Here is a 16,239-nt window from a genome sequence, read left to right as displayed (position 1 = left end):
TTGTTCTGTCTCCGATGGCCCTACTCACCGGTTTTGTGATACTGGTTGTAAACTTCCCGCTTGGGGACACCCCGGTCATCTGCCGCGGATTTAACAGCAGCCTTCGTATCGAGGCCCTGTTGGAGGTACGCCTCAACATGATCGATAACCGTTAGTTCATCCCACCATCTCGATTGCTGATCACCTGCCAACTCCCCGCTGTTTCCCGAGACGATGACTGTGAACTCCCCGCGCACTTCTTGCTGCTCTTCCAGAAACAGCCGGACTTCGGCGAGGGTGCCACGAATAAACTCCTCATACCTTTTCGTTAATTCCCGGCCAAGAGCAGCCTGCCTGTTCCCAAATGCTTCTTCCATTTCTTTTAATGTTTTAGTTACCCGGTGTGGCGATTCGTAAAAGATAAGCGTTTCCGGGTACTTGCTGAGCCGCTCTAATTCCTGCCGCCTCTGCTTATTGTCACGCGGAAGAAAACCGCGAAAAGCGAACCGGTCTGTTGGAATACCCGATACGATAAGGGCGGAAAGGCCTGCATTAGCGCCGGGAATCGGTACAATGGTTATGCACTCATCCACTGCCATTCGAACTAGATCTTCTCCCGGATCGGATATTGCCGGGAGGCCGGCATCGCTGACTAGTGCCACCTGTTTGCCTTCTTTTAACAAGCGGATAATCTCGGGGCCGCTCGCATTCTTATTATGCTCATGGTAGCTGATTAAACGCGTATCAATCTCGAAATAGGTAAGCAGTTTCCGGGTCTGCCTTGTGTCCTCTGCAGCAATAATATCCGCTTCTTTGAGCGTGCGAATCGCCCGCATTGTCATATCTTCCAAATTTCCGATTGGAGTAGCCACCAGATAAAGCGTTCCGCTCTCAATTACAGGGGAAAAACTTTTTTGTATAAACATATTAATCCTCCGTCTTATTCCCATAGTAAATGGAGTATATCTCTTCACAGTACTGCCCGTCTTCCCCGTAAACAATGAGCGGCGGAAGAATCTTCATGTCCGGTTTGCCATCCCTAATGCCCTCAATTAAAAGCATATTAGCATCCGCCCCCGCGCGCGGGTGGACAAACCTCACCCGCTTTGGCTCGATCCGATATGCACGCATAATGCTTATAATATCTGCCAGACGGCCGGCTCTATGTACGTATGCAACCTTTCCGCCTGACCGTACAAGCCTGCAGCTTACCTGGATCATTTCCTCCAGCGTTAGCAGGATTTCATGCCGGGCAATCGCAACATGGCTGCTTTTATTTTTATCACCGCCCACTACCGGCATGTATGGCGGATTACATGTAAGAAAGTCGTACTTCCCATTTCCCAGAAAAGATACCGCTTCTTTTACATCACCATGGTATACGGTAATTTGCTCGTGCAGCTTGTTTAGTCTGATGTTGCGGCTGGCCATATCATACAACCTGTCCTGAATTTCGACTGCATCAATATGCGCCGCAGTTCTTGTGCTTAAGAGAAGGGGAATCACACCATTTCCCGTACACAAATCCACAATTCGCCCTTTTGGAGGAATGCCCGCAAACCGGGCAAGCAGCACAGCATCCATGGAGAAACAGAAAACCTCATCGCTTTGGATAATTTTCATATTTTTAGTGAGCAAATCATCCATTCTTTCCCCGGGATTAAGGCATACGCTGTTCACCTTACCATTTCCTTTCTAAAAAAGCGACCCGCCTAAACGGGTCGCTCCGAGATTCATTGTTTATTAAGAAACGACAGGCAGAAAAGACAGTCCCCTTCGGTACGCAGGCTTCCGTAATGCAGATTGCATATGTGAAAACCTTCCTGATAAAGGCGAGCTAAATTATCGTAGCCCTCCCCGACAGCCGGCTTTTTCTTTCTGCTGCCTTTCGAAGTGTTTTTCTCCTGTTTTCCCTGCTTTGTTATTTGCTGCTCCCTCTGCTGCAGCCGCTCTCTAAGGTGTTGATTCTCGATTATGAGGTTTTGATTCTCTTCCAGAAGCTCAATCACTTGTTTCTTAATTTGTCCGAGTTCTTGATACAGGTTTCCTACCTGCTCTTCTATTGAAGAAACCTGGTGAAATATGTTCTGCTTATCCACAACTCCACCTCAATATCTACTCCACCTTTTCAAGTACGCTTATATCCTCCAGAGGAAAAGAAAGAATTCGTTGGGCTTCATACAAATCAACCTGAACTTTGCGCTCCAGGATATTTACGCCGGCAACCCGGCCGTATCCCATAGCTGTTACCACTTCCTGGCCGATATCCGGCAGTACTTCTTTGCCACTCTCATAGTTATCATTCTCATATTTCAAGCAGCACATGAGCCTTCCGCATAAACCGGAAATTTTTGCAGGATTTAGTGATAAGTTCTGATCCTTAGCCATCTTTATGGAAACCGGTTCGAAATCACCAAGGAAGGTGGAACAACAGAGTATGCGCCCGCATGGGCCGATACCGCCAAGCATCTTGGCTTCATCACGCACACCTATCTGGCGAAGTTCAATGCGTGTGCGAAAGATTGCAGCCAGATCTTTTACCAGTTCACGGAAATCCACACGTCCATCCGCAGTAAAGTAAAAAATAATTTTGTTTTTGTCGAACGTATATTCAACATCAACCAGCTTCATATCCAGCTTATGAACGGCAATTTTCTCCTGGCAAACGCCGAACGCTTCATTCGCCAGCTTCTTGTTGTCCGCAACCTGCAGATAATCATTATCATCCGCAATACGCAGCACTTTCTTTAGGGGAAGGATGACATCCTCCTCCTCCACCTGCTTATGCCCAATTACAACCTGCCCGTACTCAACACCGCGCGCTGTTTCCACAATAACGTAATCATTCGTCTCAATCTGGAAATCGCCTGGGTCAAAGTAATATATTTTACCCGCTTTTTTAAAGCGGACACCTACAACATCGTATAAAATGGTTATCCCTCCTGCAGACGAAGTACCATGTCCTCTAAGGATAACTGCAGATTAGCATAATGGCTTAACCTGTTTTTCGTTATCAAGACTGTACCCATTCCGTTTACAAGACGCCGCTGACCCCAGCGGACAGTATGTCTTGCAATGGTCTCCATCTGATCTATATTCGTAATGCGGGATTCTCTTCCCAGCAAGTAAAGCAGTAAATCACGCAGCCACACCACAAGTAGATCAAGAAACAGGTCTATTTCATCAACAGCCTTATCAGCTTTCAATAATTTATCATGAATGGAAACAAGAGCATAAGAGCCCCGTTCCATAATGTCCTCAGTCAATTGTATCACTAGAATTCTAAACTGTGCAAACCATTCTGCTTCACATAATTCACGGGCTTTAACTAAATTAAAAGAAACCGCTGTTGCAGCGCGGGCCAGACCGGGCCGCACACCTTCTTCTTCCAGCCGGGCAACAATGGATTCCTCCGGCAAGGAAGGAAACGCAACAACCTGGCAGCGGGAAAGAATGGTGGGTAATATGTTGCTTGCCTGTTCAGTAAGCAAAATGGCGACGACACCTTTTGGCGGCTCCTCGAGGAACTTAAGTAGCCTATTGGCCGCTTCGGTTGTCATCTTATCTGCTTCTACCATTATATAAACTTTATGCTGCGATTCCATCGCACGATAAGAGAATTCTTTCTGTAACTCTTCAATTTGCTTAATTTTAATGCGGGTTCCTTCCGGAGCAACTCTGTGCACGTCCGGATGATTGCCCGAGGCAATACGCCGGCAGTTTTCACATGTTTCGCAGCTGTTCCCGTCCCCGCGCTGACAAAACACCGCTTTAGCCAGTTGGACCGCCATATCACGCTTTCCTGAACCGGCCGCCCCTGCAAATAAATAAGCATGAGCGAGCCGATCATTTTGAATGCTGCGGTGCAGAAACTCCGCAATCTGCTTCTGTTCATAACAATCCTGCCACATGCTATCATCCTCTGTTTCTTCTGTTAGCCTGCTACATGTACATGTTAACAAGCAGGCCCTTGATTTCTCCGACTGTATCCAGTATGTTGATGCCTTTCTTTTCTTTATCCAGAACGGCGTTCGTCACATCTGTTAGCTTTTTATCTACTTCCGTTATAATTTTATAGACTTTACTGCGTCCGCGGCGGCTAAATCCATGTCGTTCTTCCAGGGCCACTCCGTTTTTTACGGCTTCTTCCATAAAATTCTTAACAAGAGACTTATAGTGCTTTAAATCCTTAATCGTGCGCGAACGGCCCAGCCTCTCACCCTGCATATCGATCTGCTCAATCAGTTTGTTCAGCTTCTCCACATCAAGCTGCTGGCTGCGCTTATTCATTACTTCTTCAAAATCGACATACTGGGGGAGAACCTTCTGCTTCTGTTCGGGCCCCTGCGTTTTGTCGATTGGCATGTTTTCCCCAATACGCACAGGCAATCTCCTCTCTCCATGAATGGTATAGTCAGCCAAGTTTTCTACTATTATCGGAAGGATTGTTCCGGACATGCACCCTCAGGCAGTCTAATCCCGTTTGCCTATAAAACGAACCAGATCTTCGAAAATCCCCTTCTGAATCGCTTCTATTTCACGGTCGGCACCCACAATTACCACTCTGTCCGGCTCCTGCCTGCATAGGGAGGCAAACCCTTCTCTTACGCGGCTATGATAGTCCAATGGCTTTCGTTCTATCCGATCCAGCCCTTCGGCTCCAAACCGGGCTTCTAGCCTTTCACGGCTTTTCTGCATCGGTATATCGAGAAAATAGGTGCGATCCGGACGAAGGTTGTCTGCAGCTATCCGATTGACGCCTATTACCTGGTCAAGGGGCAGCTGGAGCCCATAGCCCTGATACGCGATGCTTGCATCGACAAAACGGTCACACAGGACGATAGCCCCTCTATCAAGGGCAGGCTTAATTTTTTCCCTGACATGCTGTGCCCGGGAAGCGGCATACAGCAGGACTTCCGTCATGGCCTGCATTTCTGTATTTTGCGGATCTAAAATAAGTGTACGGATTTTATCGCTGATGGCCGTTCCGCCTGGCTCCCGTGTGACAATTACATCATAGCCTCTTTCTTTTAAGTTTTGATAGAGCAGCTGGATCTGGGTCGTTTTTCCCGATCCGTCCATCCCTTCAAACGTGATAAAAAATCCCTTCATGATGCCTCCTATACAAATCACCGATTCAGCTATTCTATTAACTGCTTGTTTGCCACTCTCTTACAGCTGCTGCTTGCTTACCTGTCATTGGCCAGTACTAATAGGCCTGTCATATTCTCATCTTGTCCCCCCTGGAAAATACCGCCCGCGTGCTTAATCAGCCTTATTTGCTGGATATGTGCGGACGTAATTTTTTCGCCGGGGAGCAAAAGCGGGATGCCGGGTGGATACGGGATGATCATTTGGCCGCAAATCTTCCCGGCCGTCTCATCAAGCGCAACCAGGTTATGCCCGCTTTCAAATGCTTCCTTCAATGAAATTCGTGGATAGGAAAGCTCCCCCACTTCAGGTACCGGAAAATCTATTACCCGGAAACCATCGGCTGCTGCCGATTTTTTATCTAATATTTCATCTAATATAAGAAGCGCTTTACGCAATTGATCCATATGATGGCTGGTAACAGATAGCGGAAAAACGATCACTACATTGTACACATCAGCCATCTCCGCAACAATACCGGCTTCTCCAAGCCATTTAAGCAGTTCATATCCACTTACGTTTCGGAATCGGCTGGATAGTACCCATTTAAATGGATCCACGGAATGAATATGTCTGGATACGCCAGACCAAATTAAAAGAGAGCTCAGCTCATCTGTTAGTTGCTGTCTCATCTCGTTGAGCAGTACAAGCGACTTAAAGATAGCCTCCCGCCCCTCTGTGACAAGGTATTTCCGGGCAAGGTCAAGTGAAGCCATTAACGGATAGGAAGGGCTGCTCGACTGCACCATTGATAGTGTTGAAACCAACCTTTGCCGGGAAATTCGTTTGCCCTGTATATGAAGCATGGAGGCCATGGTCATAGCCGTTAACATTTTATGTGTAGACTGTACAACAAGATCAGCGCCCGACTGAAGCGCGGATTTAGGAAGGCTGTCGGCCTGCCCGAAATGAGCACCGTGCGCCTCATCCACGATGAGAGGTATCTCTGAATCGTGGGCAATGTGAGCTATTTCCTCGACATCGATACCCATGCCATAATAGTTTGGATTTGTAATCCACACCGCTTTTGCCTCCGGGTACTGCTCTAGCGCGGTGCGGATGCTGCTGGCGGTAAGGCCAGCAGCCACCCCGGTTTCCTTTTCTGTATCAGGGGTAATATAAACAGGCCTGCTGCCGGCAAGAAGAAGGCCATTAAATACGGACTTATGGGCATTCCTCTGTACAAGTACTGTATCGCCTGGACTGCAGATGGTAAGGGCTGCTGCCAGGTTGCCTACAGTTGAACCGCCAATTAAAAAAAAGGTCTCGTCCGCCCCAAAAGCATCTGCAGCCAGCTGCTGGGCTTCCCGAATGACGCCGGATGGGTGATGAAGATCATCCAGCCCCTCAACCTCTGTTGCATCAATGGCTAACACTGGCGCAAATAAAGCCTGTGATTCCGGTTCGAAAACCTCCCCATCCTTATGCCCGGGTACATGAAGAGATACATTTTGTTTTTGTTTGTATAGCTCAAGCGCTTCATACAGCGGAGCGCGATTATGCCCTAACATAACATCCCTCTTTTTTGATTATACCTACTATGATACAGCATTTTGGGCAGAAAAAAACCCTTCCACATTTATTGGAAGGGCCTATGCATTCTGCTTGAGCCATATCTGGCGCATTTGCTTAATAAAATACAGATATTTATCTTCATTTACTTCTGTTGTCACCATTTCCTGTTCACAACTGCGGCAAACAAAAGCAGTAAAAATAAAGATTCCTTCTCTATCTTTTCTGCCGCAAACAATACAATGATCTTCCCGTTCCATTTTCCTCATCCTTTTTGGTTTTATGAGCAGTTATTCCCCACCGGCTAGAATTTCATACATAAAATCAAAAGGTTTCAAAAATTTCTCGTCCAAAAGAAATATAACGGCAGCCAATCGTTGTTATTTCTTCCGGTTCATAAAGGCCACAGCAATCGATAATCAGCGGAAAGGAGTGTTTTCCTTGAAGGTGAGTCTCCCATTCAGCCAGCATCAGCTGAGAAAATTCTTTATGCCGCTCTACTATTACGAGAGCTTGAGCAGCATTGAGCGTCTGCCACTTTCCGAGAGATAAATCCAGTCCGGTCATTCGCTTTGTCTTTGTTTCCGGGCAATAGATTTGAACCTGGCACCCCATTTGTTCCAGCCTATTCCTAATCTCGCCTACACATGTACCGCCGGCTTGCCAGATAGCTATCACCGGCTTGCTTTGATTATCCATAACAACATGCTTTTCCACCATCCGGCAAATCCAGCCTGCAGGAACATCGTCGGCACAAAAGAACTGTTGTCCGATCTGAGGATGCAGCCCTAATCCACGCAGAATGGTAACCCAGTCATACTTTGGCAAGTCAGGTAAACCGGCCAATTGCTGTATGTGCGCTCTATTGGTAGATTCATTTATGTATAAATAATTGAGCATCTCTGCTTCACGCGGGGACATCAACATTACCGGGCAACCAGAACGCACCAATTCCCGGCGCAAGTGCTTAAGCGTTTTTCCCTCTTCAGTTGTACCGATAATAAAAGCCGGTGGATTCCATTCAATTGATTGCCCGGCAGCCATTTTTAAGCCAAGCAGCGGAAAGGATGCGACAGAGATTTCGATGTTTCGATCCCTAAACAGCTGCGTTATGCGTTGCACGGTACCCGGCAGAAAAGGGCGGGCCAGAAGAAGTGTAATAGCATTTGCCGGGCTTTCCTTGCACTTTGGCATCCACTGATTTAGAAAATGATGCAGCTCTTCTTCTGGTGCCTGTTGCTGTTGTTCAAAAGGCAGCGAACCTACATAAAGCAGATAGGAGAATTCGCATTCATTTTGCACTTGTTCTGTGGAGTAAACAAAGCCTTCATCCCTTAGGGAGGTAAAAAAACGAACCGCCGCTTCTGCATATGGACCACTCCCTGCTATCATCCAACGGGTTATGAACCCCCCCATTCTGCGTCCCCCCTATATAGCCTTAACGGCCGATGTAGATCTTTCCAATTGCGTGTTTTCTAATAGATAAATTGTATGCAATAATAGAAAACAGAATAATGCAGCACGAAAGGATATACCGTGACATGAGAGAAAAAAACTCAAGCAAATTGGACAAAAACCATACCGTATACAGCCACACGCTCTTTTATCGCTATCGATGGGGATTTATTATGATAGGCATACAGGCTGTTGTGCTTGCCAGTTCGTTTCTTTTTGCTAAGCAGCAGCTTGGTGCAACTAATACTATGATGTTTCATTCACTAGGTTTTATTCCAATCCTGTGGCTGCTTCAAGGCTTATCCTTCTTTACTTTTTGTTATGCCGCCGCTTTATCCCCCCGCTGGCATATCGATGCACTCGTTTCCCCATGGGGAGGTTGGAGAACCCATAATTTTCTTTCCATCCACCATTATCAGCAGCTCGAATGGTCTTTCTTCATGTTTGGCATAGCGGGTAGTTTATTTACCGCTGCATGGGTAGGCATGGTGTACGGTTTTTTTATGTTTAGCTTTCATTTTGCCCTAAGCATCCCACGAATTCTTACGATATTCCGCTTACAGAAATGGAAAAAAGCGAATTCACAACTGGTAATCAAACATGAGCACCTTGGAATTGGCCTGTATTCCATCTAAAAATATCTCCTAGTATGTGAAAGCCGGTTTCCCCTTAAAAAGGGTAATCGGCTTTTTCGTATTTAGCAGCAAAATTATTAAGCTAACGAGAATCGAATCTATAGTTCAATAACTAAAAGCGAAAAAAGTCCCCTGCTTAACTAGCAGGGGACTATTATTGGTTACACTTTGAAAACTGAACTGGAAGTAACGATGCATTAGGAATTCCTTAAAAAATTGGGTTAAGCCCTCGACCGATTAGTATTCGTCAGCTCCATGCGTTGCCGCACTTCTACCCCGAACCTATCTACCTCATCATCTATAAGGGGTCTTACCAGCTTATGCTGTGGGAAATCTCATCTTGAGGGGGGCTTCACGCTTAGATGCTTTCAGCGCTTATCCCGGCCGCACATAGCTACCCAGCGATGCTCCTGGCGGAACAACTGGTGCACCAGCGGTGCGTCCATCCCGGTCCTCTCGTACTAAGGACAGCTCCTCTCAAATTTCCTGCGCCCACGACAGATAGGGACCGAACTGTCTCACGACGTTCTGAACCCAGCTCGCGTACCGCTTTAATGGGCGAACAGCCCAACCCTTGGGACCTACTTCAGCCCCAGGATGCGATGAGCCGACATCGAGGTGCCAAACCTCCCCGTCGATGTGGACTCTTGGGGGAGATAAGCCTGTTATCCCCAGGGTAGCTTTTATCCGTTGAGCGATGGCCCTTCCATGCGGAACCACCGGATCACTAAGCCCGACTTTCGTCCCTGCTCGACTTGTAGGTCTCGCAGTCAAGCTCCCTTGTGCCTTTACACTCTGCGAATGATTTCCAACCATTCTGAGGGAACCTTTGGGCGCCTCCGTTACACTTTAGGAGGCGACCGCCCCAGTCAAACTGCCCACCTGACACGGTCCTCCATCCCGATAAGGGATGCGAGTGAGAAGGCCGGCATAATCAGGGTGGTATCCCAAGGATGCCTCCACCGAACCTGGCGGTCCGGGTTCAAAGGCTCCCACCTATCCTGTACAAATCATACCAGCATTCAATATCAAGCTGCAGTAAAGCTCCATGGGGTCTTTCCGTCTTGTCGCGGGTAACCTGCATCTTCACAGGTAGTATGATTTCACCGAGTCTCTTGCCGAGACAGTGCCCAAGTCGTTACGCCTTTCGTGCGGGTCGGAACTTACCCGACAAGGAATTTCGCTACCTTAGGACCGTTATAGTTACGGCCGCCGTTTACTGGGGCTTCGGTTCACAGCTTCGCGCTTGCGCGCTAACCGCTCCCCTTAACCTTCCAGCACCGGGCAGGCGTCAGCCCCTATACTTCGCCTTGCGGCTTCGCAGAGACCTGTGTTTTTGCTAAACAGTCGCTTGGGCCTTTTCACTGCGGCCCCCTCACGCTTATCACGCTAGCGGGGCACCCCTTCTCCCGAAGTTACGGGGTCATTTTGCCGAGTTCCTTAGCAAGAGTTTTCTCGCGCGCCTTAGGATTCTCTCCTCGCCTACCTGTGTCGGTTTGCGGTACGGGTACCTTACTTCTCGCTAGAAGCTTTTCTTGGCAGTGTGAGATCAGGAACTTCGGTACTTAAATTTCCCTCGCCATCACAACCCGGCGTTACAGTGTACGGATTTGCCTATACACACGCCTCATTGCTTGGACAGACATAACCAGCAGTCTGCTTACCTTACCCTCCTGCGTCCCTCCGTTGCTCAAACGAAGTAGAGGTAGTACAGGAATTTCCACCTGTTGTCCATCGCCTACGCCTTTCGGCCTCGGCTTAGGTCCCGACTAACCCTGAGAGGACGAGCCTTCCTCAGGAACCCTTAGGCTTTCGGCGGAAGGGATTCTCACCCTTCTTTTCGCTACTTACACCGGCATTCTCACTTCCTGCCGCTCCACCCGTCCTTCCGGTCGAGCTTCACCGCTGCAGGAACGCTCCCCTACCCCTGACACCTACGGTGTCAAGCCACAGCTTCGGTACTTCACTTAGCCCCGTTACATTTTCCGCGCAGAGTCACTCGACCAGTGAGCTATTACGCACTCTTTAAATGGTGGCTGCTTCTAAGCCAACATCCTGGTTGTCTGGGCAACTCCACATCGTTTCCCACTTAGTGAAGATTTAGGGACCTTAGCTGGTGGTCTGGGCTGTTTCCCTTTTGACTACGGATCTTAGCACTCGCAGTCTGACTCCCGGATATCTGTAGCCGGCATTCGGAGTTTGACTGAATTTGGTACCCCGCGAGGGGCCCGCATCCAATCAGTGCTCTACCTCCGGTACAGTAAATCCGAGGCTAGCCCTAAAGCTATTTCGGGGAGAACCAGCTATCTCCGAGTTCGATTGGAATTTCTCCGCTACCCACACCTCATCCCCGCACTTTTCAACGTGCGTGGGTTCGGGCCTCCAGTGCGTGTTACCGCACCTTCACCCTGGACATGGGTAGATCACACGGTTTCGGGTCTACGGCTGCGTACTCACTCGCCCTGTTCAGACTCGCTTTCGCTGCGGCTCCGGCTTCTCACCTTAACCTCGCACGCAACCGTAACTCGCCGGTTCATTCTACAAAAGGCACGCCGTCACACAGTTAATGTGCTCCGACTAGTTGTAGGCACACGGTTTCAGGTTCTCTTTCACTCCCCTCCCGGGGTGCTTTTCACCTTTCCCTCACGGTACTGGTTCACTATCGGTCGCCAGGTAGTATTTAGCCTTGGGAGATGGTCCTCCCAGCTTCCCACGAGGTTTCACGTGTCTCGCGGTACTCAGGGTACGTCTCGGAGAGACAGCCATTTCGATTACAGGGTTGTTACCTTCTGTGACGGGCCTTTCCAGGCCGCTTCATCTATGACCGTCTTTTGTAACTCCATGTGAGACGCCCTACAACCCCGGAAGGCGAACCTTCCGGTTTGGGCTTCTCCGCGTTCGCTCGCCGCTACTTACGGAATCACTATTGTTTTCTGTTCCTCAGGGTACTTAGATGTTTCAGTTCCCCTGGTCTGCCTCTACCTGCCCTATGGATTCAGGCAGGAGTACGATCCCATTACGAATCGTGGGTTTCCCCATTCGGACATCTCCGGATCAACGCTTGCTTACAGCTCCCCGGAGCATTTCGCAGTTCGCCACGTCCTTCTTCGGCTCCTGGCGCCTAGGCATCCACCGTGTGCCCTTCATAGCTTAACCTCTATCGCCTTGCCTTAAGCTTCGAATCTCTTCGTCTGCTTGTCACTGCGCTGCTCACGTATTAAAATACGCTCCGCTGCTCGTTCCCACGCATCCTCGATCTTCTCGCTTCTGACAACGCTCTAATATGGTATCACCTAAAAGGTTTTTACAATTGGATTTTCCTATTGCGCATTGTTTCTTCCATGATTCAGTTTTCAAAGTGCAATGTGACAGCAACCGTTAGGTTGCCGGCCTGGCAATGTCCTACTCTCCCAGGGCGTTGCCGCCCAAGTACCATCGGCGCTGAAGGACTTAACTTCTGTGTTCGGGATGGGAACAGGTGTGACCCCTTCGCCATAACTGCCAGACAGCAAGATACTTAGTGTATCTCATTTTGTATTCAATTCCAAGAAGAAGTTCCTGGAAAACTGAACAGTGAAAGTGCCAGTGTGCCGATTCTCCATAGAAAGGAGGTGATCCATCCGCACCTTCCGGTACGGATACCTTGTTACGACTTCACCCCAATCATCTGCCCCACCTTCGGCGGCTGGCTCCTTACGGTTACCTCACCGACTTCGGGTGTTGCAAACTCTCGTGGTGTGACGGGCGGTGTGTACAAGACCCGGGAACGTATTCACCGCGGCATGCTGATCCGCGATTACTAGCGATTCCGGCTTCATGCAGGCGAGTTGCAGCCTGCAATCCGAACTGAGAATGGTTTTTAGGGATTGGCATACTCTCGCGAGTTAGCAGCCCGTTGTACCATCCATTGTAGCACGTGTGTAGCCCAGGACATAAGGGGCATGATGATTTGACGTCATCCCCACCTTCCTCCGTCTTGTCGACGGCAGTCTCCCTAGAGTGCCCAACTGAATGCTGGCAACTAAGGACAAGGGTTGCGCTCGTTGCGGGACTTAACCCAACATCTCACGACACGAGCTGACGACAACCATGCACCACCTGTCACCACTGTCCCGAAGGAAGCCTCTGTCTCCAGAGGGGTCAGCGGGATGTCAAGCCCTGGTAAGGTTCTTCGCGTTGCTTCGAATTAAACCACATGCTCCACCGCTTGTGCGGGTCCCCGTCAATTCCTTTGAGTTTCAGCCTTGCGGCCGTACTCCCCAGGCGGAGTGCTTATTGCGTTAGCTGCGGCACTGAGGATTGGAGTCCCCAACACCTAGCACTCATCGTTTACGGCGTGGACTACCAGGGTATCTAATCCTGTTTGCTCCCCACGCTTTCGCGCCTCAGCGTCAGTTACAGACCAGAGAGTCGCCTTCGCCACTGGTGTTCCTCCACATCTCTACGCATTTCACCGCTACACGTGGAATTCCACTCTCCTCTTCTGCACTCAAGCCTCCCAGTTTCAGGTGGCCCTCCACGGTTGAGCCGTGGGCTTTCACACCTGACTTAAGAAACCGCCTGCGCGCGCTTTACGCCCAATAATTCCGGACAACGCTTGCCCCCTACGTATTACCGCGGCTGCTGGCACGTAGTTAGCCGGGGCTTTCTCGTCAGGTACCGTCAGACCGGGAGGTCTTCCCGGCGGTTCTTCCCTGACAACAGAGCTTTACGATCCGAAAACCTTCATCGCTCACGCGGCGTTGCTCCGTCAGACTTTCGTCCATTGCGGAAGATTCCCTACTGCTGCCTCCCGTAGGAGTCTGGGCCGTGTCTCAGTCCCAGTGTGGCCGATCACCCTCTCAGGTCGGCTACGCATCGTCGCCTTGGTAGGCCACTACCCCACCAACTAGCTAATGCGCCGCGGGCCCATCTGTAAGTGTCCGAAAACTTTCCATCCAGAACCATGCGGTTCCAAATCCTATCCGGTATTAGCTTCGGTTTCCCGAAGTTATCCCAGGCTTACAGGCAGGTTGCCCACGTGTTACTCACCCGTCCGCCGCTAACTTTGAAAAGCAAGCTCTCCAAAGTCCGCTCGACTTGCATGTATTAGGCACGCCGCCAGCGTTCGTCCTGAGCCAGGATCAAACTCTCCAAAAAGGTTCGATGCTGTTCGCTCATACGAGCTGGTCTTACTTAATAAATCCAGAATTGAATTCTGGGTCAATCGCACATTTGGCATTTCACTGTTCAGTTTTCAAGGAACTCTATCAGTCAGCCACTCTATCAATCGCTTATCAGCGGCGACTTATATAATATATCATCTTTCAAAAACAGAGTCAACAACTTTTTTCAATCCGTATCATAATCTGTGGAAAAAGAATAAGCTCACCGGAAAGTGAGCTTATTTAGCGCAGCAAACCTCACTTCGGACCAGCATCATTATCACATGCAAAATAGCTTAATTAATATGAGCGTTGCAAGCCCCGGCAGCCCAAGGAATCCAGCAACTGTGGCCGTGACGGGATTTATGGGAATAGCAAGCGAAAAGGACTCCCCCGCTAAGTTCACTAGGAACAATAGAATGCTTCCGATTACTAAATTCCCTACAATCCAACCAATCCACTTCACAGGTCTCCAACCAGACAAGGCAGTAAAAAAAAGTACTGCACATGCAATTAAAACAATGCTTAATACAGTAAAACTGTTCAATTCAAAAGCTCCCTCCTAATTAAGATAGTTTACCGGAAGAAGTACAAACAGACCGTAATGGTATTGTTTAATGCATGGAACAAAATCGACGCCCACAAACTTTTATAATGATGGCGAAGCCAGCCAAGAATCAGCGCCATCGAGAATAAAGGCATGAACAAAACGGGATCCACATGGATAATACCAAAAATCAAGCTCGACCCTAAAATGCCAAAAAAAGGGCCAAACTGTTGAACCAACGCAGTTTGCAGAGCGCCTCGAAACATGATCTCTTCAGCAATCGGAACAAAAAGGCCAACCAGAAGAACTTCCACAATTCCAGTAATCAGATTCATGTTCTTAGCCTGTGCTACTTGTCCTGATATCTGCTGTTCGCGCCAGGAATCCAATTCTAAATGGAACAAGTGGGATAGAGGCACCGTCACAATAAAATCCAGCACAAAAGCGGTAAACAAATAACACACTACGACCGCGCCAAGAAGCTGGCCGATTTTAACAGGGCGCACGAATCCAATATCCCCCAATCTGCCACGGAAAATCAACAACCCTGCAGCCGCCATCATAAACTGCGGCAGAAAAGAGGATAAAAGGCCACCAATGGACTGATCTGAGAGAGCATGGTCCAGATGAAAAGTCTCCATTACAATGTAGACAAGCTGAATAAGAGCATAGCCTATTTGATAAAAAGCAAAATAATAAACAGCATCCCGAAGCGATACACCTTCGGCCAAATCCAGCCATTTACCTTTGCGGGATCTAATATAAGAAGGGATAAAAAGTAAAGCAGGCAGCGTGCTTAAGATAGCTGTAATAATAAGCAGAACAACTCCAGTCCCATTCATATGTTCGGAGGACTGCACCTTCCAATTCCCTTTAGCTGTAGCTACCCACATCAAAGAGGAAAACTGTACGCCAATGCTGCTTGCATAACCGAGGACTAACAGTATCCCCGTTATTAAAGCTATTCGGTTCCATCGCTTGTTTATATACATCCCTTCACCTCTCATTTGGTACAAACTTATGCGAATTTGATGGGAATGAGAACTCTTTCCAAACTGTTTCACCGAAAAACAAAAAACGGCGAATTCAGAAGCAGCAGTCCCCGCTTGAAGCTGGAAAAATCGCCAAAATGAATCCCCGTTTATTTAAAAAGCCGGTATCTATCGCCTGTTTGATGCAAATGTTGTTGCGAACTGTTTTTATCCGCTCCAGAAGCTACAGTTCGCGTCTTCCTTCCAGCGCCTTAGATATTGTCACTTCATCCGCATATTCCAAATCTCCACCAACCGGCAGACCATGTGCGATGCGTGTGACGCGAATGCCAAATGGTTTAACAAGGCGGGAAATATACATGGCCGTCGCCTCCCCTTCGATGGTAGGGTTGGTTGCAAGAATAAGCTCTTTGACCTCTTCATCCTGAAGGCGTTTTAAGAGCTCTGCAATTCGGATATCCTCCGGGCCGACTCCGTCCATAGGCGATATCGCACCATGCAGAACATGGTAGTACCCGTTGTACTCTCTTGTTTTTTCCATGGCGATTAAATCCTTTGGTTCCTGTATCACGCATATCATAGAGCGGTCACGTGAATGATCCGTGCAAATCCGGCACGGATTTACATCCGTAATATTCTGGCATACCGAGCAGTATACAAGCTGCCGTTTGGCATTCACGAGTGCTTTTGCCAATTCTAGCACATCGTCCTCTTTCATACCCAAAACAAAAAAAGCCAGGCGTGATGCCGTTTTGGGCCCAATACCTGGCAGTTTCATAAACCCGTCAATTAATTTTGCTATTGGTTCAGGATAGTACACAGAG

14 protein-coding genes and 3 rRNA genes are annotated in these 16,239 nt (G+C 48.6%); 1 reads left to right on the top strand and 16 read right to left on the bottom strand.

Features of this window, described 5'->3' with window-relative positions; all coding sequences use genetic code 11:
- Positions 1 to 20 precede the first annotated feature (20 nt).
- The 10 genes from rsmI to PP175_RS00665 all read right to left on the bottom strand — a co-directional run bounded on the left by rsmI (position 21) and on the right by PP175_RS00665 (position 8,058).
- Positions 21 to 905, bottom strand: coding sequence for a 16S rRNA (cytidine(1402)-2'-O)-methyltransferase (gene rsmI / locus PP175_RS00710; RefSeq protein WP_272441013.1), 885 nt, complete (start codon positions 903 to 905; stop codon positions 21 to 23).
- A gap of 1 nt (position 906) precedes the next feature.
- Entirely contained in the window at positions 907 to 1,626 is a 720-nt protein-coding gene (locus PP175_RS00705; protein ID WP_272443141.1) for a tRNA1(Val) (adenine(37)-N6)-methyltransferase, read from the bottom strand.
- An 86-nt stretch (positions 1,627 to 1,712) separates the two neighbouring features.
- Complete coding sequence (gene yabA, locus PP175_RS00700) at positions 1,713 to 2,078, bottom strand: DNA replication initiation control protein YabA (RefSeq protein ID WP_272441012.1); 366 nt, start codon at positions 2,076 to 2,078, stop codon at positions 1,713 to 1,715.
- 16 nt (positions 2,079 to 2,094) lie between these two features.
- Positions 2,095 to 2,916: a PSP1 domain-containing protein gene (locus PP175_RS00695; protein ID WP_272443140.1), complete on the bottom strand. Its 822-nt coding sequence runs from the start codon at positions 2,914 to 2,916 to the stop codon at positions 2,095 to 2,097.
- A complete protein-coding gene (gene holB, locus PP175_RS00690; protein ID WP_272441011.1) occupies positions 2,913 to 3,890 on the bottom strand; it encodes a DNA polymerase III subunit delta' in 978 nt (325 codons plus the stop codon). Before holB ends, PP175_RS00695 begins: the two co-directional genes overlap by 4 nt.
- 31 nt (positions 3,891 to 3,921) lie before the next feature.
- Positions 3,922 to 4,437 (bottom strand): YaaR family protein, encoded by a 516-nt coding sequence (locus PP175_RS00685; protein WP_272441010.1) that lies wholly within the window; start codon positions 4,435 to 4,437, stop codon positions 3,922 to 3,924.
- Positions 4,438 to 4,452: 15 nt separating this feature from the next.
- Positions 4,453 to 5,091 carry a dTMP kinase gene (tmk, locus tag PP175_RS00680; protein WP_272441009.1) on the bottom strand — a complete coding sequence of 213 codons (639 nt, stop codon included), beginning with the start codon at positions 5,089 to 5,091 and terminating at the stop codon, positions 4,453 to 4,455.
- A gap of 77 nt (positions 5,092 to 5,168) precedes the next feature.
- Entirely contained in the window at positions 5,169 to 6,641 is a 1,473-nt protein-coding gene (locus PP175_RS00675; RefSeq protein WP_272441008.1) for an aminotransferase class I/II-fold pyridoxal phosphate-dependent enzyme, read from the bottom strand.
- Positions 6,642 to 6,722: 81 nt separating this feature from the next.
- A complete protein-coding gene (locus PP175_RS00670) occupies positions 6,723 to 6,902 on the bottom strand; it encodes a sigma factor G inhibitor Gin (RefSeq protein ID WP_272441007.1) in 180 nt (59 codons plus the stop codon).
- Positions 6,903 to 6,966: 64 nt separating this feature from the next.
- Complete coding sequence (locus PP175_RS00665) at positions 6,967 to 8,058, bottom strand: Rossmann-fold NAD(P)-binding domain-containing protein (protein WP_272441006.1); 1,092 nt, start codon at positions 8,056 to 8,058, stop codon at positions 6,967 to 6,969.
- Positions 8,059 to 8,183: 125 nt separating this feature from the next.
- On the opposite strand from PP175_RS00665, the gene PP175_RS00660 reads away from it, so the two are divergent.
- Positions 8,184 to 8,732 (top strand): hypothetical protein, encoded by a 549-nt coding sequence (locus tag PP175_RS00660; RefSeq protein ID WP_272441005.1) that lies wholly within the window; start codon positions 8,184 to 8,186, stop codon positions 8,730 to 8,732.
- 217 nt (positions 8,733 to 8,949) lie between these two features.
- Here PP175_RS00660 and PP175_RS00655 read toward each other — a convergent pair.
- The 6 genes from PP175_RS00655 to recR form a co-directional block, all read right to left on the bottom strand.
- Positions 8,950 to 11,888 (bottom strand): 23S ribosomal RNA (locus PP175_RS00655).
- A gap of 233 nt (positions 11,889 to 12,121) precedes the next feature.
- Positions 12,122 to 12,238 (bottom strand): 5S ribosomal RNA (gene rrf / locus PP175_RS00650).
- 98 nt (positions 12,239 to 12,336) lie between these two features.
- A 16S ribosomal RNA gene (locus tag PP175_RS00645) occupies positions 12,337 to 13,871 on the bottom strand.
- Together the 16S, 23S and 5S rRNA genes form the textbook arrangement of a ribosomal RNA operon.
- Before the next feature lie 285 nt (positions 13,872 to 14,156).
- The gene (locus PP175_RS00640; RefSeq protein ID WP_272441004.1) at positions 14,157 to 14,423 is read right to left on the bottom strand and encodes a pro-sigmaK processing inhibitor BofA family protein; all 267 of its coding nucleotides are present in this window, start codon (positions 14,421 to 14,423) and stop codon (positions 14,157 to 14,159) included.
- 29 nt (positions 14,424 to 14,452) lie between these two features.
- Positions 14,453 to 15,415 carry a CPBP family intramembrane glutamic endopeptidase gene (locus PP175_RS00635; RefSeq protein WP_272441003.1) on the bottom strand — a complete coding sequence of 321 codons (963 nt, stop codon included), beginning with the start codon at positions 15,413 to 15,415 and terminating at the stop codon, positions 14,453 to 14,455.
- A gap of 223 nt (positions 15,416 to 15,638) precedes the next feature.
- Entirely contained in the window at positions 15,639 to 16,235 is a 597-nt protein-coding gene (gene recR, locus PP175_RS00630) for a recombination mediator RecR (RefSeq protein ID WP_272441002.1), read from the bottom strand.
- Between the last annotated feature and the right edge of the window lie 4 nt (positions 16,236 to 16,239).

This window comes from Aneurinibacillus sp. Ricciae_BoGa-3 (genome assembly GCF_028421645.1).
Lineage (GTDB): Bacteria > Bacillota > Bacilli > Aneurinibacillales > Aneurinibacillaceae > Aneurinibacillus_B.
Note: the sequence above shows the minus strand (reverse complement) of the source record. Positions and strands in the feature narration are given on the sequence as shown.

Excerpts from the sequence above, each read along its gene's own strand:
- PP175_RS00670 (WP_272441007.1), bottom strand. The coding sequence starts at position 6,902 with ATGGAACGGGAAGATCATTGTATTGTTTGCGGCAGAAAAGATAGAGAA.
- rsmI (WP_272441013.1), bottom strand. The coding sequence starts at position 905 with ATGTTTATACAAAAAAGTTTTTCCCCTGTAATTGAGAGCGGAACGCTT.
- PP175_RS00685 (WP_272441010.1), bottom strand. The coding sequence starts at position 4,437 with ATGTCCGGAACAATCCTTCCGATAATAGTAGAAAACTTGGCTGACTAT.
- PP175_RS00705 (WP_272443141.1), bottom strand. The coding sequence starts at position 1,626 with ATGGATGATTTGCTCACTAAAAATATGAAAATTATCCAAAGCGATGAG.
- PP175_RS00635 (WP_272441003.1), bottom strand. The coding sequence starts at position 15,415 with ATGTATATAAACAAGCGATGGAACCGAATAGCTTTAATAACGGGGATA.
- holB (WP_272441011.1), bottom strand. The coding sequence starts at position 3,890 with ATGTGGCAGGATTGTTATGAACAGAAGCAGATTGCGGAGTTTCTGCAC.
- PP175_RS00675 (WP_272441008.1), bottom strand. The coding sequence starts at position 6,641 with ATGTTAGGGCATAATCGCGCTCCGCTGTATGAAGCGCTTGAGCTATAC.
- tmk (WP_272441009.1), bottom strand. The coding sequence starts at position 5,091 with ATGAAGGGATTTTTTATCACGTTTGAAGGGATGGACGGATCGGGAAAA.
- PP175_RS00665 (WP_272441006.1), bottom strand. The coding sequence starts at position 8,058 with ATGGGGGGGTTCATAACCCGTTGGATGATAGCAGGGAGTGGTCCATAT.
- PP175_RS00660 (WP_272441005.1), top strand. The coding sequence starts at position 8,184 with ATGAGAGAAAAAAACTCAAGCAAATTGGACAAAAACCATACCGTATAC.